The organism is Halegenticoccus tardaugens (genome assembly GCF_004116405.1).
In the GTDB taxonomy this organism is placed as follows: domain Archaea; phylum Halobacteriota; class Halobacteria; order Halobacteriales; family Haloferacaceae; genus Halegenticoccus; species Halegenticoccus tardaugens.
Genome location: NZ_SDIC01000008.1, coordinates 245,748 through 262,939 on the forward strand (window position 1 = coordinate 245,748; position 17,192 = coordinate 262,939).

The 17,192-nt window shown below is 58.8% G+C and carries 18 protein-coding genes and 1 pseudogene; 14 read left to right on the forward strand and 5 right to left on the reverse strand.

Going from position 1 to position 17,192, the window contains the following annotated elements:
• The first annotated feature begins 165 nt into the window (after window positions 1-165).
• From C3L37_RS20000 to C3L37_RS20010, 3 genes are all read left to right on the forward strand, one after another.
• On the forward strand, window positions 166-942 hold the full coding sequence (locus C3L37_RS20000) for an IclR family transcriptional regulator (RefSeq protein WP_129116303.1): 777 nt from the start codon (window positions 166-168) through the stop codon (window positions 940-942).
• Between the two features lie 186 nt (window positions 943-1,128).
• Entirely contained in the window at window positions 1,129-2,664 is a 1,536-nt protein-coding gene (locus tag C3L37_RS20005) for a class I adenylate-forming enzyme family protein (protein ID WP_129116304.1), read from the forward strand.
• An 804-nt stretch (window positions 2,665-3,468) separates the two neighbouring features.
• Window positions 3,469-3,762: a PadR family transcriptional regulator gene (locus tag C3L37_RS20010; protein ID WP_129116305.1), complete on the forward strand. Its 294-nt coding sequence runs from the start codon at window positions 3,469-3,471 to the stop codon at window positions 3,760-3,762.
• A 168-nt stretch (window positions 3,763-3,930) separates the two neighbouring features.
• Here the strand turns inward: C3L37_RS20010 and C3L37_RS20015 are convergent, their stop codons facing one another.
• Window positions 3,931-4,236, reverse strand: a complete 306-nt coding sequence (locus C3L37_RS20015; protein ID WP_228546390.1) for a hypothetical protein — start codon at window positions 4,234-4,236, stop codon at window positions 3,931-3,933.
• Window positions 4,237-4,312: 76 nt separating this feature from the next.
• Window positions 4,313-5,026, reverse strand: a complete 714-nt coding sequence (gene sfsA / locus C3L37_RS20020) for a DNA/RNA nuclease SfsA (protein WP_129116307.1) — start codon at window positions 5,024-5,026, stop codon at window positions 4,313-4,315.
• Window positions 5,027-5,288: 262 nt separating this feature from the next.
• On the opposite strand from sfsA, the gene C3L37_RS26055 reads away from it, so the two are divergent.
• Window positions 5,289-5,435, forward strand: coding sequence for a DUF7129 domain-containing putative zinc-binding protein (locus C3L37_RS26055; RefSeq protein WP_129116308.1), 147 nt, complete (start codon window positions 5,289-5,291; stop codon window positions 5,433-5,435).
• A 177-nt stretch (window positions 5,436-5,612) separates the two neighbouring features.
• The gene (locus C3L37_RS20030) at window positions 5,613-6,041 is read left to right on the forward strand and encodes a DUF7539 family protein (protein WP_129116309.1); all 429 of its coding nucleotides are present in this window, start codon (window positions 5,613-5,615) and stop codon (window positions 6,039-6,041) included.
• A gap of 507 nt (window positions 6,042-6,548) precedes the next feature.
• Here C3L37_RS20030 and C3L37_RS20035 read toward each other — a convergent pair.
• A complete protein-coding gene (locus C3L37_RS20035; protein ID WP_228546391.1) occupies window positions 6,549-7,331 on the reverse strand; it encodes a hypothetical protein in 783 nt (260 codons plus the stop codon).
• 115 nt (window positions 7,332-7,446) lie between these two features.
• Here C3L37_RS20035 and C3L37_RS20040 point away from each other — a divergent pair, with 115 nt between their 5' ends.
• Complete coding sequence (locus C3L37_RS20040; RefSeq protein ID WP_129116310.1) at window positions 7,447-7,923, forward strand: ArsR family transcriptional regulator; 477 nt, start codon at window positions 7,447-7,449, stop codon at window positions 7,921-7,923.
• 253 nt (window positions 7,924-8,176) lie between these two features.
• Here the strand turns inward: C3L37_RS20040 and C3L37_RS20045 are convergent, their stop codons facing one another.
• Window positions 8,177-8,389 carry a hypothetical protein gene (locus C3L37_RS20045; RefSeq protein ID WP_129116311.1) on the reverse strand — a complete coding sequence of 71 codons (213 nt, stop codon included), beginning with the start codon at window positions 8,387-8,389 and terminating at the stop codon, window positions 8,177-8,179.
• A 686-nt stretch (window positions 8,390-9,075) separates the two neighbouring features.
• Here C3L37_RS20045 and C3L37_RS20050 point away from each other — a divergent pair.
• Window positions 9,076-9,228: a DUF2080 family transposase-associated protein gene (locus C3L37_RS20050; protein ID WP_129116312.1), complete on the forward strand. Its 153-nt coding sequence runs from the start codon at window positions 9,076-9,078 to the stop codon at window positions 9,226-9,228.
• A 223-nt stretch (window positions 9,229-9,451) separates the two neighbouring features.
• Window positions 9,452-10,675: an RNA-guided endonuclease InsQ/TnpB family protein gene (locus tag C3L37_RS20055; protein ID WP_129116313.1), complete on the forward strand. Its 1,224-nt coding sequence runs from the start codon at window positions 9,452-9,454 to the stop codon at window positions 10,673-10,675.
• Window positions 10,676-10,686: 11 nt separating this feature from the next.
• On the opposite strand, the gene C3L37_RS25915 is transcribed toward C3L37_RS20055, so the two are convergent.
• Window positions 10,687-10,938 carry a hypothetical protein gene (locus C3L37_RS25915; protein ID WP_129116314.1) on the reverse strand — a complete coding sequence of 84 codons (252 nt, stop codon included), beginning with the start codon at window positions 10,936-10,938 and terminating at the stop codon, window positions 10,687-10,689.
• Window positions 10,939-11,069: 131 nt separating this feature from the next.
• On the opposite strand from C3L37_RS25915, the gene C3L37_RS20065 reads away from it, so the two are divergent.
• From C3L37_RS20065 to C3L37_RS20090, 6 genes and pseudogenes are all read left to right on the forward strand, one after another.
• On the forward strand, window positions 11,070-11,672 hold the full coding sequence (locus tag C3L37_RS20065; RefSeq protein WP_129116315.1) for a sulfite oxidase-like oxidoreductase: 603 nt from the start codon (window positions 11,070-11,072) through the stop codon (window positions 11,670-11,672).
• 867 nt (window positions 11,673-12,539) lie between these two features.
• The gene (locus C3L37_RS20070) at window positions 12,540-13,751 is read left to right on the forward strand and encodes an epoxide hydrolase family protein (RefSeq protein ID WP_129116316.1); all 1,212 of its coding nucleotides are present in this window, start codon (window positions 12,540-12,542) and stop codon (window positions 13,749-13,751) included.
• A 48-nt stretch (window positions 13,752-13,799) separates the two neighbouring features.
• A pseudogene (locus C3L37_RS20075) lies at window positions 13,800-14,525 on the forward strand (IS5 family transposase); the annotation flags it as partial.
• A gap of 158 nt (window positions 14,526-14,683) precedes the next feature.
• Window positions 14,684-15,958 (forward strand): inorganic phosphate transporter, encoded by a 1,275-nt coding sequence (locus C3L37_RS20080; RefSeq protein WP_129116317.1) that lies wholly within the window; start codon window positions 14,684-14,686, stop codon window positions 15,956-15,958.
• A 128-nt stretch (window positions 15,959-16,086) separates the two neighbouring features.
• On the forward strand, window positions 16,087-16,536 hold the full coding sequence (locus C3L37_RS20085) for a universal stress protein (protein ID WP_129116318.1): 450 nt from the start codon (window positions 16,087-16,089) through the stop codon (window positions 16,534-16,536).
• A 506-nt stretch (window positions 16,537-17,042) separates the two neighbouring features.
• Entirely contained in the window at window positions 17,043-17,189 is a 147-nt protein-coding gene (locus C3L37_RS20090; protein WP_394345814.1) for a DUF2080 family transposase-associated protein, read from the forward strand.
• Window positions 17,190-17,192 lie beyond the last annotated feature (3 nt).

Sequence of the window (17,192 nt, forward strand, 5' to 3'; positions counted from 1 at the left end):
TTTATCTGCGTTTCACGGAGTTCATATTCGTCGCTCATTCGTGGCGTTGCTATCGGTATCGAAAATGATAGAATCGAGGAAATCATTCCGAAATGAAGCCAGTCTTCGAGGCGTGTGTCCCACATCGTCGAACAGTGTTAAGTGCACGTCGTCCACATGTGGTGCATGGACGCAGACCCTGACGTCCCCATCGAATCGGTGAAACGCTCCTACGCGGTGGTCGACGCGATCCGGGAGCGAGAGCAGGCGGGCGTCACCGAATTGTCGAACGCGCTCGACCTACCGAAGAGCACTGTCCACAACCACCTACGGACACTCGACACGCTCGGCTACCTCGTCCGCCGAGACGGTCAGTACCGGCTCAGTACTCGATACCTCCACCTCGGACGAGAATCGCGCAACGGGAGCGACGTGTTCCTCTACGGCCGCGAGGAGGTGCGGTGCCTTGCCGAACGGTCGAACCGATACTCTCAACTGGTCGTTGAGGAGAGCGGCAGGGGAACGATACTGCTCGCGACCGGTTGGCACTACGAAGACCTCCCACCGTCCGCCCGGCACGTCTATCCGACCCACGAACACCTTCACACTAATGCCCCGGGGAAGACCATCCTCGCGCACTTGCCGGACGGTCGGGTCACCGAAATCGTCGCCCGACATGGACTACCGGAACGCACCGAGAGAACGATAACCGACGAGGCTGCCCTCGACGAGGCGCGAGCGACGGTCCGTGAGCGGGGCTATGCGATCGACAGAGGCGAGATGATACTGGGGATGACGGGCGTCGCCGCCCCGATTGCGACTGACGAGCGGGTCTATGGGGCGGTCGCTGCCTACGGGTCGGATTCCGAGATGCGCCCGGCTATCGAGGGAACCCTTCCGACCCTCGTCCAAGAGGCGGCGGATGGCGTGCGAGCGGAGCTCACGTTCGCGGCGCTCGAGTGACGGGAACCGTCGCGAGGGACGGCCAACACGACTGCGACGTCCCACAATGTGGAACGCGTTCGGGCGACCATGACCGAATCGAACACCACCCGACATCACGGGCGAACCGAACACACGGATTGGGACAAATCTGATATATCAATATACGTCAAAAAGACAGTTGCGCTCGGCGAAGGTTTCTGCGGTATGAACTTCGGTAACATCGTCGACTTGGCTGCCGCGGACATCCCGGCGAGGCCAGCGGCGGGTGACGCCGGGGGACTCCTGACGTACGCAGCGCTGTCGCGGCGGACGAACGCGGCGGCGAACGCGTTCGCGCGCCTCGGCGTCGACGCCGGCGACCGCGTTGCCATCTGCTTGGACAATGGGCTGGCGTTCCTGACCGCGCACCTGGGGGCGATGAAGCGCGGCGCGGTCTCCGTCTCGATAAACACGCAGTTCACCGATGCGCAGGTGCGGTACGTCCTCGACGTCAGCGATGTCTCGGCGCTCGTCACGGATAAGGCGTTCGCGTCAGTGGCCGATGTCGTGGACGCAACGCTCACCGTCGACGGGAGCGCGAGGACCGACTACCGAACCGCGCTGGAAGCGGCCGACGACGAGGCGACCGTCCACCCGCGGCGAAGCGACGAACTCGCGGAGATACTCTACACCAGCGGGACGACCGGCCGACCGAAGGGCGTCCGCCATACCCATGGCAACGTCGTCGCCAATGCGATGGGTATCGTTACTTCCCTCGGATTGACACGGAAGGACGTCGGGCTGACGGTGTGTCAGTGTTTCCACGTCACGGGACTCAACGTCACCACGACACCGCTGCTCTTTGCGCGAGGGGAGAACCGTATGCTCCCGACGTTCACCCCCGAGCGCGTGTTCTCGGCCGTCGAAACCTACGGAATCACATACGCGTTCTTCACGCCGAGTATGGTCATCGACCTCATCGAGGATGGCGGGGCGGCTCGCTACGACCTTTCGTCGCTAACGACCGTCGGCGTCGGCGGCGCGCCAATGCCGAAGGGACGGTTCGAGGAGGCGGAGGCGACGTTCGGCTGTCCGATCCTCGAGGGGTACGGGATGACGGAGACGACACCCTTGGCCGCATTCAATCGCCCCGACACCGAGCGAAAGTCGGGGAGCGTCGGACCACCCGCCCGCGAGGTCGTCGACCTCCGCATCGAGGACCCCGAGACAGGCGACGCGGTCGCGCGAGGGGAGCGTGGCGAACTCCTCTGGCGCGGCGACACGGTGACGCCCGGCTATGAGCGACGGCGAAACGACGCCGCAGCCTTCGTCGAGCGCGACGGCGAACGGTGGTTCCGCTCGGGCGATGTCGGCCGACTGGACGAGGACGGTTACCTCTTCGTCGTCGATCGACTCGAGGACATGTTCACCACCGGTTGTGCGAACGTCTCTCCCCGAAAGATCGAGGAAGCCCTCTACGAACTCGATGCGATCGGCGAGGCGGCGGTCATCGACACGCGCGATGACCTCAAGGGGGCCGTCGTCACGGTCGTCATCGTACGGGCTGGCGACGACCTCACCGCCGAGCAAGTCCAGACGGTCTGCGACGAACGCCTTGAGGACTACGAGGTCCCGCAACGAGTCGAGTTCGTCGAGGAGCTACCGACAACGGCGACCGGGAAGGTGGACCGCGTCGCCCTTCGAAAGGCGTACGGCGACCCCCGAACGCGCCGACAGGGCGAGGCAGGACCAACTCAGTAAACTACCCCGCCCTACTCGCCCCCTCCCGCCTTGCGGCGGTCGGTCACTCCTTGAGGGCGGGGCTTTCCCGCACCGACATTGTGCCCCGTGACCCCATGCATGGACGCGGCCCGGCTTCCTATTACCGTCCTGTCGACGGCGTAGGCGCATTGTTGATGCCTCCTACTCCGACCGCCGACGAGGATTGTCCCGCCGATTTAATTCCCGGTGTTCTCACGCTCTATCCCCAATCGGGGAACGGGAGTCGAACCCGTTCGCGGTCGTCGTTCCCGAGTTTAGGACGCGATACTCTCGCGCCACAGGCGTCGGTCTACTGGCGACGCCTACTCACCCGGACGTGTGCCGGGAGAGCAGTAACTCAGAAGAGGCAGCACACCGGCTTAACCCTTTGCGAAACGCGCTCCTCCCCTCCCTACTCGCTCCCTGTGGTCGCTAGTTGAGGAAGGGGGCTCCGCGCGATCCGCCAAAGCTGAACGTCCAGTAGCTCGCGGTGGTGACGGTACTCACTCCGGTCACCTCACGTCGACCTGCGCTCTCGTGTTCCTGAGGCAGCCGCGTAAAGCGTCGCTGTCGCGATGGAGCGGAGGATCCTGTCACTATCAGTACGTCTCAATCAGTTAGTGTAACATCACGATAGATGTGGTTAGCTTCTCAGAAAGCGTCTGGATGAGTATGAACTTGATCCGTTTCCCAACCTCCCAGCTAACCAACAGAGACTCAAGACTCTTCTGTCCATCAATCACTCACTCACTCACACCACACAATGCTGATGATTATATCCGTTGCTGGTGTCCCTTCTCGGTGATGACCCTCTTCGAACTCAGTGGCTTCCAGCGAGACCTCCTCATCGTCATTGCCGGCCACGACCAGCCATCAGGACAAGACATCAAAACAGAGCTCGAAGACGCCCGCGATGAAGAAATCAACCACGGCCGCTTGTACCCCAATCTCGACGTGCTCGTCAACAAAGGCGACGTCGAGAAGGGCCAGATCGACCGCCGGACCAATTACTACGAACTCACCGACGAGGGCCGCACCGCCCTCCGAGAGCGCCGTGGGTGGGAAGAGCAGTACCTCCAAGAGACCGCGCTTGCCTGACTCCGAGAGCCATATCAGAGCACCTTCTCACCAGAGTAAAGATCTCACCGAGTTGGAGACCACAAAGGACGCTAGCTCGGACTACCGTGACTCTGCAACGAGCGGGACAGCTCGACTACGCCGTTCAGGCGCTGGTGAGGACGAACATTCACGCCTCACCCTGTCTGGTTACGCTTCGTCGAGGACCTGCTTCCACAGTCTCGGCAGGTCGTCAATTTGCTGCCACCCGGCGGCTTCGTCGATGTCTTCTTCGACGATTATGAGGTCCGTGAAATAGTCGTCGAGGACTTCGGCACGTTCCATCGCAAGCGGCGGGGAGCAGTAGTCCTCCTCGATCCAGACCGCCTCCCCACTCGCCGGGTCGAATCGCGCGTTCTCCAGTGCCCTCGTCAGTGCACGGCCAAACGGCTCCATCGCTTTGATCTCACCGCTATCGAGTCGGTTCCGGAGATCTGGTAGCTGCTCACGCTTCATGCGAGCTCGAACGAATCGCTTTGCCATACAAATACGTACGAGCTGGCCGCTAATCAGCTCTCGGACCTGCCGCTGATCAAAGGAGTTCAACGGGAAGCTCGTCATTCCAAAGCGAGTAATGGGGTGGCTTGAACGAGGTAGTAAGTGCGTGCACGCCAACCCCGGTTTCCTGCACCTGGGCGAGTAACTCAGCGAACTCTGGATCGACATCTCGGTAGGGGCGGAAGCGTTCGACGTCGGGTCGTTGCACGACGAACACAACGTGTGTTTCGTGTCCGTCCTCGCAGAGCGCTTTGAGGCTCCGGAGGTGACGTCGCCCACGCTCGGTTTGTCGATCTGGGAACTTGGCGACGCCATCCTCAACGTGTGTGCAGGATTTGATCTCGACGTAGGCGGTGTCGCCGCTCAGTGTATCGAGGAGGAAATCTGTTCGGCCGTGATCTGGCAGCGCTGGTTCACGTTTCCGACAGGTGTAACCAGTGAATGTGGGGATCGAATCGTGAGCGAGTGCGCGTTCGAAGAGAGCGTTCGCTAACGTCGGTCGGACACTCACGTACACGTCGTCCACGTGGACAGCGATGGCGTCGTAATCTGTTGCCCTCTCTGGGTTGTCTACTGGCGAGCAGAGAATCTCATTTCCCGGTTCGACTGTGCTTTCGAGTGCTCCAGGGTCACCGAGGAAGACACGCCCGAGCGTGTCTTCGAAACGAACGCGGACAACGAATCGATTCGGCCGGTCATCGATAATTCCGGTAAGTAGATCGTCGTCGATGGTGAGTAGCAATTCCATGGAAGGTATGTGCGTGAATACGACTGACCGGAGACCAATTATTCGGCTCGGTTGTCTGAGGCAGTCTCATCCACGCCTTGATAGACAATCATCGCCATGAACAACGGTAGGATGAACACGTGTATAACGTGGGGGGTGGAAGGCCAATCGTCACCTGAAGGGCATAGTGGTTGATCACGGCGACCATACCCCGGAACGTTGCAGTTACGTCCTGAATGGGATGGGCCCCAGGTGTTAATGCCTCCCGCACCAACCACGATATATGGTAACGAACACCGAACAAAATTTTGAACCAACTCTGTACGTCTGTCGCGACTGCGGAGACGGTTTCGAAGATCCCGAGGACACGCTCAGCTGTCCGGAGTGTGGTGGGCGGTTGGTGAACAGCAGCGTTCCACACGACGACTGAGAGGCAGTCGTACCCATCACGCTCCGTGTACGAGCCCGTGCCATAGGAGCCATAGCACGGGCACCGACAGTCGAGACCGAGCGAATACTTTCTTTCTCATCTCAGAACCATCACCAGCATGCGTATCGACCAGAGCGATCGTACAAACGTTGATTTCCCAGCCGTCCACAGAAGACCATGGCCGAATTTCCAGACGAACGACAACTCGTACTACGAGCGCGTTCCCAGTTGGACCAGTGGACGAAAAGTGCCCGAATGGAGGCGTACGCTGAACTGTTCGAGGGTGACGATCGCCTCCTCTCCCCTGAAGAGGTGCAATTGCTTGATACACTCGATTCCGAACTGGAGCGAGAGGGCGGCGATGGTGTCTGGGGAACCGATCAGTACGGAATCCACACAGCGGGGACCTCAAGTTCGGATACCTCACTCGGAGTGGTCTGTGTGTACCACCCACAGATCACCAAAGACTCCGTCCTTCGCGGAGCCGACGATCTCGACGACGAGACCGAAGAGCGACTCAACGCAGCACTCTGGCAATATAGCGAACGCGTCGCGACGCTCATCGAAGAGCAACTCCATGAGTTTATCGGTCAAACGCAGAGATAGGTTTCGACTCAGGTTCAATCCCGCATTTACAGGTAGTTGGTTTACACGATAGTCTCTTCTTTCCACGAGTTGACAGAGGGGAAATGACTGCTCGAATGGCACTCGTGGCTTACGTCAGCTACCCACGACTACAGTCGTGGGGTTCCGCCTCGAATGTCGTCTGAATTGCAGGTGGGTAAGGCCCCTTCCTCACCGAGCGGCGACGAAGGAGCCGCGAGGAGGGAGGGGATACGCCCGCCGTCCTCGGCTTTCTGACGTGTGCGCTAGCGTGATGTACTATCCCACCAATGCGGTACTATGCGTGATAGTAGAGGAGTTGAATGTTCAACTCCTCGCACGCACTGCGCAGTGGGGTCAGATAGGCATGGGACGGGCCGAATCGACGCCTCCGGAGACTGCGACCGCTGTGGATTCCGTGTGAATCTGCACGTCGCGTCGGTGACCGAGGAAGCCCCTACCTCAAGAAGCGAGGGGTGAGCAACCCCGGGCGCGGTAGGTGGAGGTAGTTCACTGTTGTTCCCAGCCCGGTCTGGGGGCTCCTGGAAGCTCGTCCGTCGTATCGAGTAGTTCATCCTCAGTCGTCCAGGGATAACACCGCTCGTGGAGTTCGAAGAGGCGAAAGTCGTTCAAGTGAACCCAGCTGTACGAGGGAACGCCAATATGCTGGTCCTCAAGTTCGTTAGCCACGGCGTCGACAGTGATGTCGATACCTGCTTGGTCTGCACGTTCGACGAGCGCCTCGAGTTCTGCAGCTTTCGTCTCCCCGTCGACGTCTGTGGCAGCCAGAATCTGTGCCCCAGCAGCGAGCACGTCGCGTTTAGCTGTAAGATTCTCTTCCATCTCCCAGTGGTAGGAACGTGGGAATGCATACGCTTTCTCGAAGTATTCGGTTTCACCGAGTTTGCCGAGTTCGTTGACTTCGCCACCTGCGTCTTGTTCGAAGATGGCGGCAACGTAGTCACTGAGCGTTGCCGAGATGTGGAATTTCACGCGGAATTCGGGGAGGCGTGGGATGTCGATATCGGCGAGATCGCCGATGAGAAACGCGTACGTTCCATAGCGGCGGTTCAATCGATCGCTGACTGCCCGTACGCGTCGGAGATACGGATCACGATAACTTCCGAGGACGAGATAAGCAGTCTGGTCGCGATCGTAAATTGCCGGTGTCTCACTGTTTGCCCACGACAGAATCTGGGTCGCTTCGATGGACCCGACATCGAGGCCGCGTAACGCCCGCTGGACGGCCGCCATGATTTTGCCTGCGTTCGGCGGAACAGACGGACCACTCATACGCTTGTACGCAACCGGCAGGGTCATAGATATTTCTAATTGACTCAGTCAAACAACGATTTCATTGACTCAGTTGACCCAAACCATTATACAGTTGAGAAGGCTAGATTGGGATATGAGCGATACGGCCCCGGAAGGGTTCGAGGATCCATTTGCAGAGCAGCAACGAATGCGTGAGCTGCTCTCGCAGGAGACTCGGCACCTCATCATCCAACTGATTCTCGGCCATCCGGCCCACCTCGTATCCCTGGCCGAACTCGACTATATGATCCCAAAGAACGAGGCTGCCATCCTCGACCAGCTTGAGACACTGCAGGAGGCAGGGATCCTCGACGTCTACGTGCACGAACCCAACGTGTCGACACGAAATCTCCCGTCAAAGTTCTGGGGACCGACCGAGCGCGGAGTTGAGATCTTCTACGAGCACAATTTCCTGCGGGGCGTCCCCATTGCACGGGCAGTCTATGAGGAGACGGACAAATCTGAGCGGGTACGACGCCACGAGGCCGCACCGCGACCGACGCTTCCCGAAGCCGTTAGAGAGGCGCTCGAATTCGACGAACCGGATATGGAAGAGGCTGAAGCTCCTTAGCGGTCCGTTAGGAGGATTTCAAGGAGAGGGCTTTCACGCTCCTTCAAGTTAGCTTGTACTCCGAACGCCGTATTCGTCGCTGCGACTGTTGGACGCGATGTTGAATGTCACCGACGAGGGCCGAGATGCCCTCAGAGAGCGCCACGAGTGGGAAGATCAGTACCTGCGAGAGACCGTACTCGCCTAACCTCGAGCGTCACGCTGGAAACCCCCTCGGTCAGAGTAACTCCTGAGCCCTCACGAGACACCGAGCCTACGTAATGCGGATTTGCTCGCCAACATAGTAGATGTACCCACGGTTGTGCAGGATATTCACCAGCCCCTCCGCAGACTCCTCGTCGAACTCAGACGCAATCACTGCGCGAGCTTGCTCACGAGGAAGGTCACCACCCGCATTCTCGACTGGCGAGCGAAGCGCCTCAAGCGCCTCTTTCGCCTGCGGTGGGAGCGGTGTTCGAGAGTTCATCTACCGGAAGTTGCAGGACGAGCCGTAATAAGTCTCAGTCAGACGGGGCTCTCAGACCGCGTTTCTGAGGCGTCCAGACGCACTGAATGCAAGACCATCCCATTTTCGTCGAGAGAACGCGGTTTGCCTACGTGACGACTCCTGAGCGTATGTCGGTCCCGTGGACGAACTGAACACACGTGACGAGGGTCGACCCCGACAAATCACTCCCTGACGACAACACCTACGCAGCGCTCACGACACGGGCACGGATGCATTCATCATCGGCGGCACACCAACGTCACTGAACACCGCGTCCACTCGCTTCTCGGCGACCTCTCTCAGTGATTAGCGGACGTCTGTATACGTTTCAACATTACAAGTTTCCTCCCTACTGAAATCTGCGTGCTGAATACAGCGCGTATCTCGCACTGGTTGTATTAGAAATCCGGCAAAAACCAGCGACGGTGCCAAGGTCGGAAAGGTACAGGTTGACTTTGAAAATTTCCGACGGAGGTAGCAGCTGCCAGACCACACGGTCGGTCCAGACATTACTGAATTGAGGCGCTAAGGCCCCTTCCTCAACGTGCGAGCGGAGCGAGCGAGTAGGGAAGGGATACAGCGCCGCACAATTTTCATACACGTTCGACGCTCGGCCCACAGGCCCATCGCCACCTTTATGTTGAAACGAGGTTTAAACGAAAGTGATGGATAGACATGAAATCGAAGGCCACGAAGTCATCGACGGGACGGCCAAAGCCACCGGCAACGGCGCTCACGTCCTCGTCCCGAAACGGTGGCGTGGAGCGGACGTGAAAATCGTCCGCACGTCAGATCCGGAGGATGAAAATGACGGTTGACTCACCACTCACTTGCTACATCTGCGGTGAGACGAGTGACCGAGCCACCGTAGACCTTATCGGGTGCTTCAAAGACCAAGACGCCGCAAGCGAACGGTTCGAGGAGAAGCACGGGCGAGAACCTGAAAGTTGTCTCGACGTGTGTTCCTCGTGCCAAGATGAGAACCCGAACCACGCCCGAAACGCCCGAGAGAAATACGGCGTGTACGAGTAGCACCACACGATGAACTACAACTACAGGTATCGACTCCGACCGTCCGACGCTCTCGAACAGCAGTTAGCGTGGACTGTCGATACCTGTAGACAGGTCTACAACCACTTCCTCCACCGCCTGAATCGGAACGACGACACCTCGGCATACAGCGAACAGAAACTCCTGCCGAGCCTCAAGAAGTGGTGGAACAACCTGAAACAAGTTCACTCGAAAGTTCTACAGAAAGTCGTTCAGCGGTTGTACGACAACCTCTCGACGCTCCGTGGGCGTAAAGAGAAGGGCTACCGCGTCGGGACACTCAAGTGGAAAGCACCGGGCGAGTACCGCAGTTTCACCTACAGTCAATCCGGCTTCAAGCTCAAGAACACGAGCGGTCGGACCCGACTGTGGCTCTCGAAACTCGGAGAAATCCCGCTCACTTTCCACCGCGACCTGCCCGACGACGCCGACATTAAGACCGTCACGGTCAAGCAGGAACCCACCGGAAAGTGGTACGCTATCCTCGGTGTCGAAACCCCGGACGACCCGCCCGCGAAACCGGAGAATCCCGAGAAGTGTGTCGGTATCGACGTTGGCATACTCAAGTACGCCCACGACACCGACGGAACCGCCGTCGAATCCATCGACCTGTCCGACGAACGCGAGCGGTTGGAACGCGCTCAACGGGACCGATCGCGGAAGGAACACGGTTCCGCGAATTGGGAGAAACAGCGGAAGGTCGTGGCCGAGTGTCACGCCGAGTTGAAGAACAAGCGCCGCGACTTCCTTCACAAACTCTCGAACTACTACGCGAGAGAATACGACCTCGTTGCAGTCGAGGACTTGGACGCGAAGGGCTTGGTCGAACTGCCAGGCAACTCTCGGAACCGGGCAGGTGCGGCGTGGGGAACGTTCCTGCGGATGCTCGAATACAAGTGCGAACGCGAAGGAACGCACTTCGTCGCGGTCAATCCGCGCGGAACGACCAAAGAGTGTGCGTCTTGCGGCGTTTCGACCGGGAAACCGCTGTGGGTCCGTGAACACTCCTGTCCGGCGTGTGGGTTCGAGGCGGACAGAGACGCGAACGCGGCGTGGAATATTCTTTCTCGCGGTATCAAGAAGCGGTTAGGAGCGGGACGCTCCGAATCAACGCCTGTGGAGACTGCGCTCCCTGTGGATACGTCCGTATCTGCAAATCGCGTCGTTGAAACAGGAAGCCCCACCCTCAAGCGCGAGCCGAAAGGCGAGCGGTAGGGTGGGGTAGTTCACGTCTCTTTGCTTCGTTCAGTACAATGCTCTATACAGAGAATGTCGCCCGTTTCCGTGTCGAAGCAGAAAGCGTCTCCTGGCTTGATCCGCTTTCCATCTTCGCCACACCCATCGGCGTGAGTGAGGAAGTATTTGCCCTCCGTCCTGCCGGTTTCTAACCGACCAGCCTGCACTGCGAACCGAACGAGGCCTTCGCCGATCTGGGTTCGCTCAGTCGAGTCAGCCATCTCAAAGTGGATTAGGGGCATGGACGTCACCTGATCCGGTATACAACAGCGTGAACAATAAACCACCTTCCGTCTTCAGTACCAAGAATCCGGACATTTGAGAACCCGTGAGGGAGTGTAATCTCTTGTAGCTGTTTTCCGTGGAATTTGGCATGGTCGACAGAGACGCCACCTCAATCTACAGCGAGTTCGGAGGTGACCGACTACCACCCGGCCAGCGACGAACTGATCGCTTCCCGGTGCTGTCGAAAAGTGGGACACCTTCGTGGGATATGCAGACGTGGGAGTTCACGGTAACCGGTGCCGTCGATAACGAATTGGAGTTTACGTGGGAGGAGTTCAACGATCTCCCTCAAGAAACTCAGCGTCAAGATTTCCATTGTGTGACCGGCTGGAGCCGGTTTGACAACAAATTTACTGGCGTCACATTCCCGACGCTCGCCGAGCGAGCGAGTGTCCACGACGACGCTGAGCACGTCCTGTTCGGCTCGTTGGACGGATATTCAACGAACCTTCCGTTAGACCAGTGCCTTCGCGATGAGGTTCTGTTCGTCCTCGAACTCGAGGGTCAGCCCCTTCCCTCTGAGCACGGTGGCCCACTTCGGGTCGTCACACCTCATAAATATGCATATAAAGGTGCAAAATGGGTTACGAACGTGACTTTGCTCACCGACCCTATGCGTGGCTACTGGGAGATGCGTGGGTATTCGAATACCGCAAATCCCTGGGGAGAAGAACGATACAGTTCACTCTGAACTTCTCTCTCAGCCAATGTGCGAAATTTGAACTAGTTAGGTGTCGAGTGATAGAGATTCAAGCGCATACCTCCGTCTTCAGGCGGAGGTCGAGCGACACTCAATTTGGTTGCCACAGGACGGTTAAGCCTGTGGCCCTCATTGGCACGGACGCTACGGATTCGGTGAGATGCCGTCTCCGAACCACACGGGGTGGCGAACCAGCGGTGGTTCGCACGGCGATGACACGGAATCCAATGGGGCCTCAGTGGCCGGGCCACAGCCCTCCGAGGGAGACAACCGAGAGTTCCCCCGGTGTCTCGCGAGAGCGTTGCTCTCGCGGACTTGTCGGGGGACTGTGTCTTCCGAGATGTCGCCGGTTCCCTCTGAGTGCGGGTTGGAACCGAAGGGCGTCGACCGCCCGAATCCGATGGTCGGATTCCCGCGTCTTCAGGCGCGCGAGGAGGTCAACTCTGCAGCGGTGTGGGCAGTGAACTCATCGCCTGTCAGAATCCCATATACGCCCAATAATTTGCTTCTATAGAGCACAAACACACGATGACTTTCAGAAGATAATCAAATATTCACAACAATCTAATTCTGAAGAGGTCACCTCTATTACCTCTCGTGTCGAATCTCTCCCTGAGGGAGGGGTAAGCCATACCGATAAACGGCTGACAGAATCCACAACATCAGTCAATTGCATTACCAAGCCCCAAGGGCCATCCTTCCGGTCCGCGGTGGCATCGATCCGGCCACACGTCGCCTCCCCGAGACGAGGAGGGCTACGGTAGATGCGGTGGTGGTGAGGAAAAGCCAACGTTCGGCCCGGGAACCGACATGGGCTCCCTTTCTGCCGTTATGTCTACCACCTAAGGGAGAAGACCCATGCCCAACGAACCTGAGATCGAACCCTTCAGCATCGATGTTCCTGACGAGGACCTCGAAGACCTCCGCCGGCGCCTTGGGGCGACACGCTGGCCGACCAAGGAACTCGTCGAGGATCGGTCGCAGGGCGTGCAGCTCGCTACGATGCAGGAGCTCGTGCGCTACTGGACGACCGAGTACGACTGGCGCACGTGCGAGGCCCGATTGAACGCACTGCCTCAGTTCACGACCGAGATTGACGGGGTGGACATCCACTTCATCCACGTGAAGTCGCGGCATGAGAACGCATTGCCGTTGATTATGACACACGGCTGGCCCGGCTCGGTCATCGAGATGCTTGAGACCGTCGGTCCGCTGACCGACCCGACCGCCCATGGCGGACGCGCCGAGGATGCATTCCACCTGGTCCTGCCGTCCCTGCCCGGCTTCGGCTTCTCGGGCGAGCCGACCGAGCTCGGCTGGGATTCCGGCCGCATTGCCCGCGCCTGGGCGGAGCTCATGTCCCGGCTCGGCTACACCCGCTACGTCGCCCAGGGCGGTGACGTGGGCGCACTCGTGACCGATGTGATGGGGCGCCAGGCACCCGACGGGTTGGTCAGCATCCACCTCAGCTTGCTCGCGGGGGCACCGTTCATCGTCGATCAGCTGCCGGCGGAATCCGAGCAGGAACGCGCAGCACACAACGCGCTCGAGACGTTTACGAAGGACGGTTTCGGCTACTTCCTGGAGCAGTCCACCCGGCCCCAGACGATCGGCTACTCCCTACTGGATTCACCTGCCGGGCTGGCGGCCTGGATGCTCGACCACGACACAGACAGCTATTACAAGATTTCCCGCGCGTTCGTCGACGACGAGCCTGTGGGCAATCTCACGCGGGACCAGATCCTCGACAACATCACGCTGTACTGGCTGACGGGCACCGGCGCCTCGGCCTCCCGGTGGTACTGGGAGACAGGACGAACCGCAGCGCGTGAGGCCGGCCAGGCTCCTCCGGCGGTCTCTGTCGCCGTCGGCTTCACAACGTTTCCCGGCGAAATCTTTTCGGCACCGCGCAGCTGGGTGGAGACGGTCTATCCCGACGTCGGTTACTTCAACGAGGTCGACAGGGGCGGGCACTTCGCGGCGTGGGAAGAGCCCCAGCTGTTCTCCGAGGAGGTCCGAGCCGCATTTAGATCGCTACCTGACAACGTTGTGAAAGGTGAATCCTCATGAACGCCGGGACCAACATCTCTGATCCGGGTGCACAGCTGAGAGGAGGTCGCCGACTACGCCGTCGTTTCACTCCATTGTCTCCGTGTCTACCTGGAAAAATCCTACCGTGTCGCACTTGATTTGCTGAGTCAGATGCCCAATATCCTCGGGGAGATCGGCCGCGTCGAGGCCGATCTCCCCGATCACTCCACGCTGGTAAAAGCGTTTGACAGGACCAAGATGGCGGTGTGGCGAGTGCTGCTGCGCCTCTCGGCGCAGCTGCACGAGCCCTCGGGCCATGCTGCGATTAACGCGACATTTTTTGACCGTGAAACCGCGAGCTCCCACTACCGCCGTCGGACGAATTATCAGGTTCAAACGCTGAAAGTGACAGCTCTGGTCGATACAGAAACCCAAGCGATTCATGACGTTTACTGTACGACCAACAAACGTCACGACACCCAGCTCGGCTGGCAGGTCGTCCGTCGGAACGCGGGCGACCTGCACAGCCTCGCTGCCGACAAGGGATACGATTGGATGGACCTCCGTGAAAACCTCCGCGAAAAGGGTGTACGACCGCTAATTAAACACCGTGAGTTCCGGCCCATCGATCACGCGCATAACGCGCGGATCGATGGGCCTCGCTACCGCCAACGATCGATGTGTGAGACGGTATTTTCGTCGATCAAGCGCACGCTCGGCGACGCCGTGCGTGCGCGCACCTGGTACGGCGAATTCCGTGAACTCGTGTTGATGTGTGCGGTTCACCACATCAAGCAGGCAGTGAAACAGTGAAATCAGCCGCCCTCTGGTGATTCACCGCGGCTAATTCGATCAAAGCTTGGTTTTGGTTTCAATGATGTATCTACTTTCGGTGGTCTTATTGGACGAAAAATAGTTTGTTGAGCAAGAACGAAATAGCTCGTTCCCATTGTACAGATTGGGAGATTCGTGTGGTCACTGCGCTACTACTTGTGGGATTGTTCGTCGCCATATTCGTCGGGTACAACATTGGTGGTTCGTCGACGGGGGTCGCGTTCGGTCCCGCAGTTGGCAGTCGTATCGTCGGGAAAATCGGAGCAGCGGCACTTTTTACGGGGTTTGCGCTACTCGGTGGCTGGACGGTCGGGCGAAACGTCATCGAGACGATGAGCAACGGCATCGTCCCAGCGAGCCAGTTTACGCTAGAGACGAGTGTTGTCGTCCTCTTTTTCGCCGGAGTCGCGCTGCTCATCTCGAACCTCTACGGCGTCCCGGCATCCACGTCGATGACTGCCGTCGGTGCCATCGTCGGGTTGGGGCTGGCGTCGAATTCGCTCAACTATCAGCTGATGTTCACCATCGTCTCGGCGTGGATCGTCGCACCGCTTTCGGCGTTCTTCGCCGGGTTGGTCATCGGTCGATACGTCTATCCATATCTGGACGCACGGTTTTCGTTCTCCCGAATCGAGGAGGGGCTGGTGTCAATCGACCGCTCCAGGTCGGTTCCGCGGTTGCGATTCGGACGCGGCGTCGGTGGCCGCGAAGTCGGCGGTTCGGTCTCCGTGCTCGTCATCGCCTGCTACATGGGCTTCAGCGCGGGCGCGTCGAACGCTGCGAACGCAGTCGCACCGCTCATCGGGAATGGGGCGATTACCGCCAGCCAAGGGATTTTACTGGCCATCGGCGCGATCGGCCTCGGCGCATTCACCATTGCACGCCGGACGCTCGATACCATCAGCGAGGGAATTACTGACCTTCCCATTCTGGCCGCCCTCATCGTCTCGCTTATCGGTGCGACGATCATCACTATCCTCTCACGGCTCGGCATTCCAGCGAGTCTCGCAGTAAGTACTACGTCGTGTATCATTGGTCTCGGATGGGGGCGCGCCAGTCGTGCGGTAACGATCGCGGATGTGGCCGACGCCGCCATCGAGGGCGAACCAGCACCAACCGCCGACCTGTCGTCGGGAGCGCTCATCGCCGAGACGAGCAAGTCCGACGTGCCACCTGGCCCGACGATCGGCGAAGTCGCGGAAGGTGAAGTTCCCGACCCATCCACGGTCGGCGACGGTGGCAAGGTCGGACGGGTACCCGCCATCGGCGAGGAAGACATCGAGGAACTGGCGGCCGAGAGCCTGTTCGACCCGGCGGCGACGAGTCGAATCGTCCTGTTGTGGATTCTCTCGCCGACCCTCTCGATCATCGGATCCTATCTCGTCTTCGCGTTTGTCTTGCACGTTGGGTGAGTCGTTCGGTCGTGTTCGCCGTGATGTCGCGTTGTAATTCTGTCGTGTTCATCCCCCGAATCTTTTGTCTCGATTCGTGACGAAAGCAGAGAAAACCATTTTACTTCGTGACTGCCGTTTCAGCTATCATGGGGGAACACGTTCTCGTTCCGTTGGATGGCTCACCGAAGGCGGAGGAAGCGTTCGAATATGCGTTGAGAATGCCGGACGTGGATATCACGGTCATCACCGTCGTCAATCCATTCGACATCGATCCGCTGACGCCGGGGTTACAGTCGCCGCTCGGAAAAGCGGGGATGCCAGCGTACTCAGAGGAGTGGTACCAGAAAGAGTGGGAAAATGCAAAACAACTCCACAAGGAGATGCATGAGCTGGCGGACGAACAGGGGGTTCCATTCGAGAGCGTCGTCAAGATGGGCCAACCGGCGCGCCAGATCCTCTCCTACGCGCGGGAGAACGATGTGGACCACATCGTCATCGGAACGCACGGCCGTGACGATATCACAGATGTTCTCCTCGGATCCGTCGCAGATCGGGTGATGCGCCGCGCGCCGATGATGGTCACTGTCGTTCGATGAAATCCGTGGGAAAGGCTTCGAAGACGAGAAGAGATCAATCATGGGAAATCATCCGTAACTGGTTCGGAAACGGATAAAATCAAACTACAATATTGCACGGTTTCATGGGACCAGAACCATTCACATTGGTGGCGAACGAGACTACCTGTGCTCCTTCAGAAATCGCTTTCCCTGCTGGCACGGGTCCTGAAGTTCACGTCGAATTTGGAGGCCGTATTGCCGAGACCGATGAAGCCCACGTCATGGTCACCGTTGCCTTATTATCACTAGACGGATGTGATGAGCAGTTTTTGCTTAGACAATCTGAATCGGCCGTCTAAGCAGATGTCTCGAATTTCTGGAATTAGGCGCTAAGTCCCCTTCCTCAAGGAGCAGCGCAGGGAGCGAAGCGACCGAGTAGCGCAGTAGGGAGGGGATACAGCGCCGCACGGTTCTCAAACACGTTCACCGCTCGGCCCACAGGCCCACCGCTACCTTTATGTCTATCCATGGTCTATACACGGGTGATGGATAGGTTTGAAATCGAAGGCGAAGAAGTCCTCGACGGAACCGCAAAACCGTCGGGGAATAGCGCCCACGTCATCGTTCCCAAACGCTGGCGTGGAGCCGACGTGAAAGTCGTCCGCGTCTCCGAACCCGACTTAGACGAATAGCCC

Bases quoted from the DNA above. Each gene is read 5' to 3' on its own strand.
- C3L37_RS20000 (WP_129116303.1), top strand. From the start codon at position 166: ATGGACGCAGACCCTGACGTCCCCATCGAATCGGTGAAACGCTCCTAC.
- C3L37_RS20005 (WP_129116304.1), top strand. From the start codon at position 1,129: ATGAACTTCGGTAACATCGTCGACTTGGCTGCCGCGGACATCCCGGCG.
- C3L37_RS20010 (WP_129116305.1), top strand. From the start codon at position 3,469: ATGACCCTCTTCGAACTCAGTGGCTTCCAGCGAGACCTCCTCATCGTC.
- C3L37_RS20015 (WP_228546390.1), bottom strand. From the start codon at position 4,236: ATGAAGCGTGAGCAGCTACCAGATCTCCGGAACCGACTCGATAGCGGT.
- sfsA (WP_129116307.1), bottom strand. From the start codon at position 5,026: ATGGAATTGCTACTCACCATCGACGACGATCTACTTACCGGAATTATC.
- C3L37_RS26055 (WP_129116308.1), top strand. From the start codon at position 5,289: ATGGTAACGAACACCGAACAAAATTTTGAACCAACTCTGTACGTCTGT.
- C3L37_RS20030 (WP_129116309.1), top strand. From the start codon at position 5,613: ATGGCCGAATTTCCAGACGAACGACAACTCGTACTACGAGCGCGTTCC.
- C3L37_RS20035 (WP_228546391.1), bottom strand. From the start codon at position 7,331: ATGAGTGGTCCGTCTGTTCCGCCGAACGCAGGCAAAATCATGGCGGCC.
- C3L37_RS20040 (WP_129116310.1), top strand. From the start codon at position 7,447: ATGAGCGATACGGCCCCGGAAGGGTTCGAGGATCCATTTGCAGAGCAG.
- C3L37_RS20045 (WP_129116311.1), bottom strand. From the start codon at position 8,389: ATGAACTCTCGAACACCGCTCCCACCGCAGGCGAAAGAGGCGCTTGAG.
- C3L37_RS20050 (WP_129116312.1), top strand. From the start codon at position 9,076: ATGGATAGACATGAAATCGAAGGCCACGAAGTCATCGACGGGACGGCC.
- C3L37_RS20055 (WP_129116313.1), top strand. From the start codon at position 9,452: ATGAACTACAACTACAGGTATCGACTCCGACCGTCCGACGCTCTCGAA.
- C3L37_RS25915 (WP_129116314.1), bottom strand. From the start codon at position 10,938: ATGCCCCTAATCCACTTTGAGATGGCTGACTCGACTGAGCGAACCCAG.
- C3L37_RS20065 (WP_129116315.1), top strand. From the start codon at position 11,070: ATGGTCGACAGAGACGCCACCTCAATCTACAGCGAGTTCGGAGGTGAC.
- C3L37_RS20070 (WP_129116316.1), top strand. From the start codon at position 12,540: ATGCCCAACGAACCTGAGATCGAACCCTTCAGCATCGATGTTCCTGAC.
- C3L37_RS20085 (WP_129116318.1), top strand. From the start codon at position 16,087: ATGGGGGAACACGTTCTCGTTCCGTTGGATGGCTCACCGAAGGCGGAG.
- C3L37_RS20090 (WP_394345814.1), top strand. From the start codon at position 17,043: ATGGATAGGTTTGAAATCGAAGGCGAAGAAGTCCTCGACGGAACCGCA.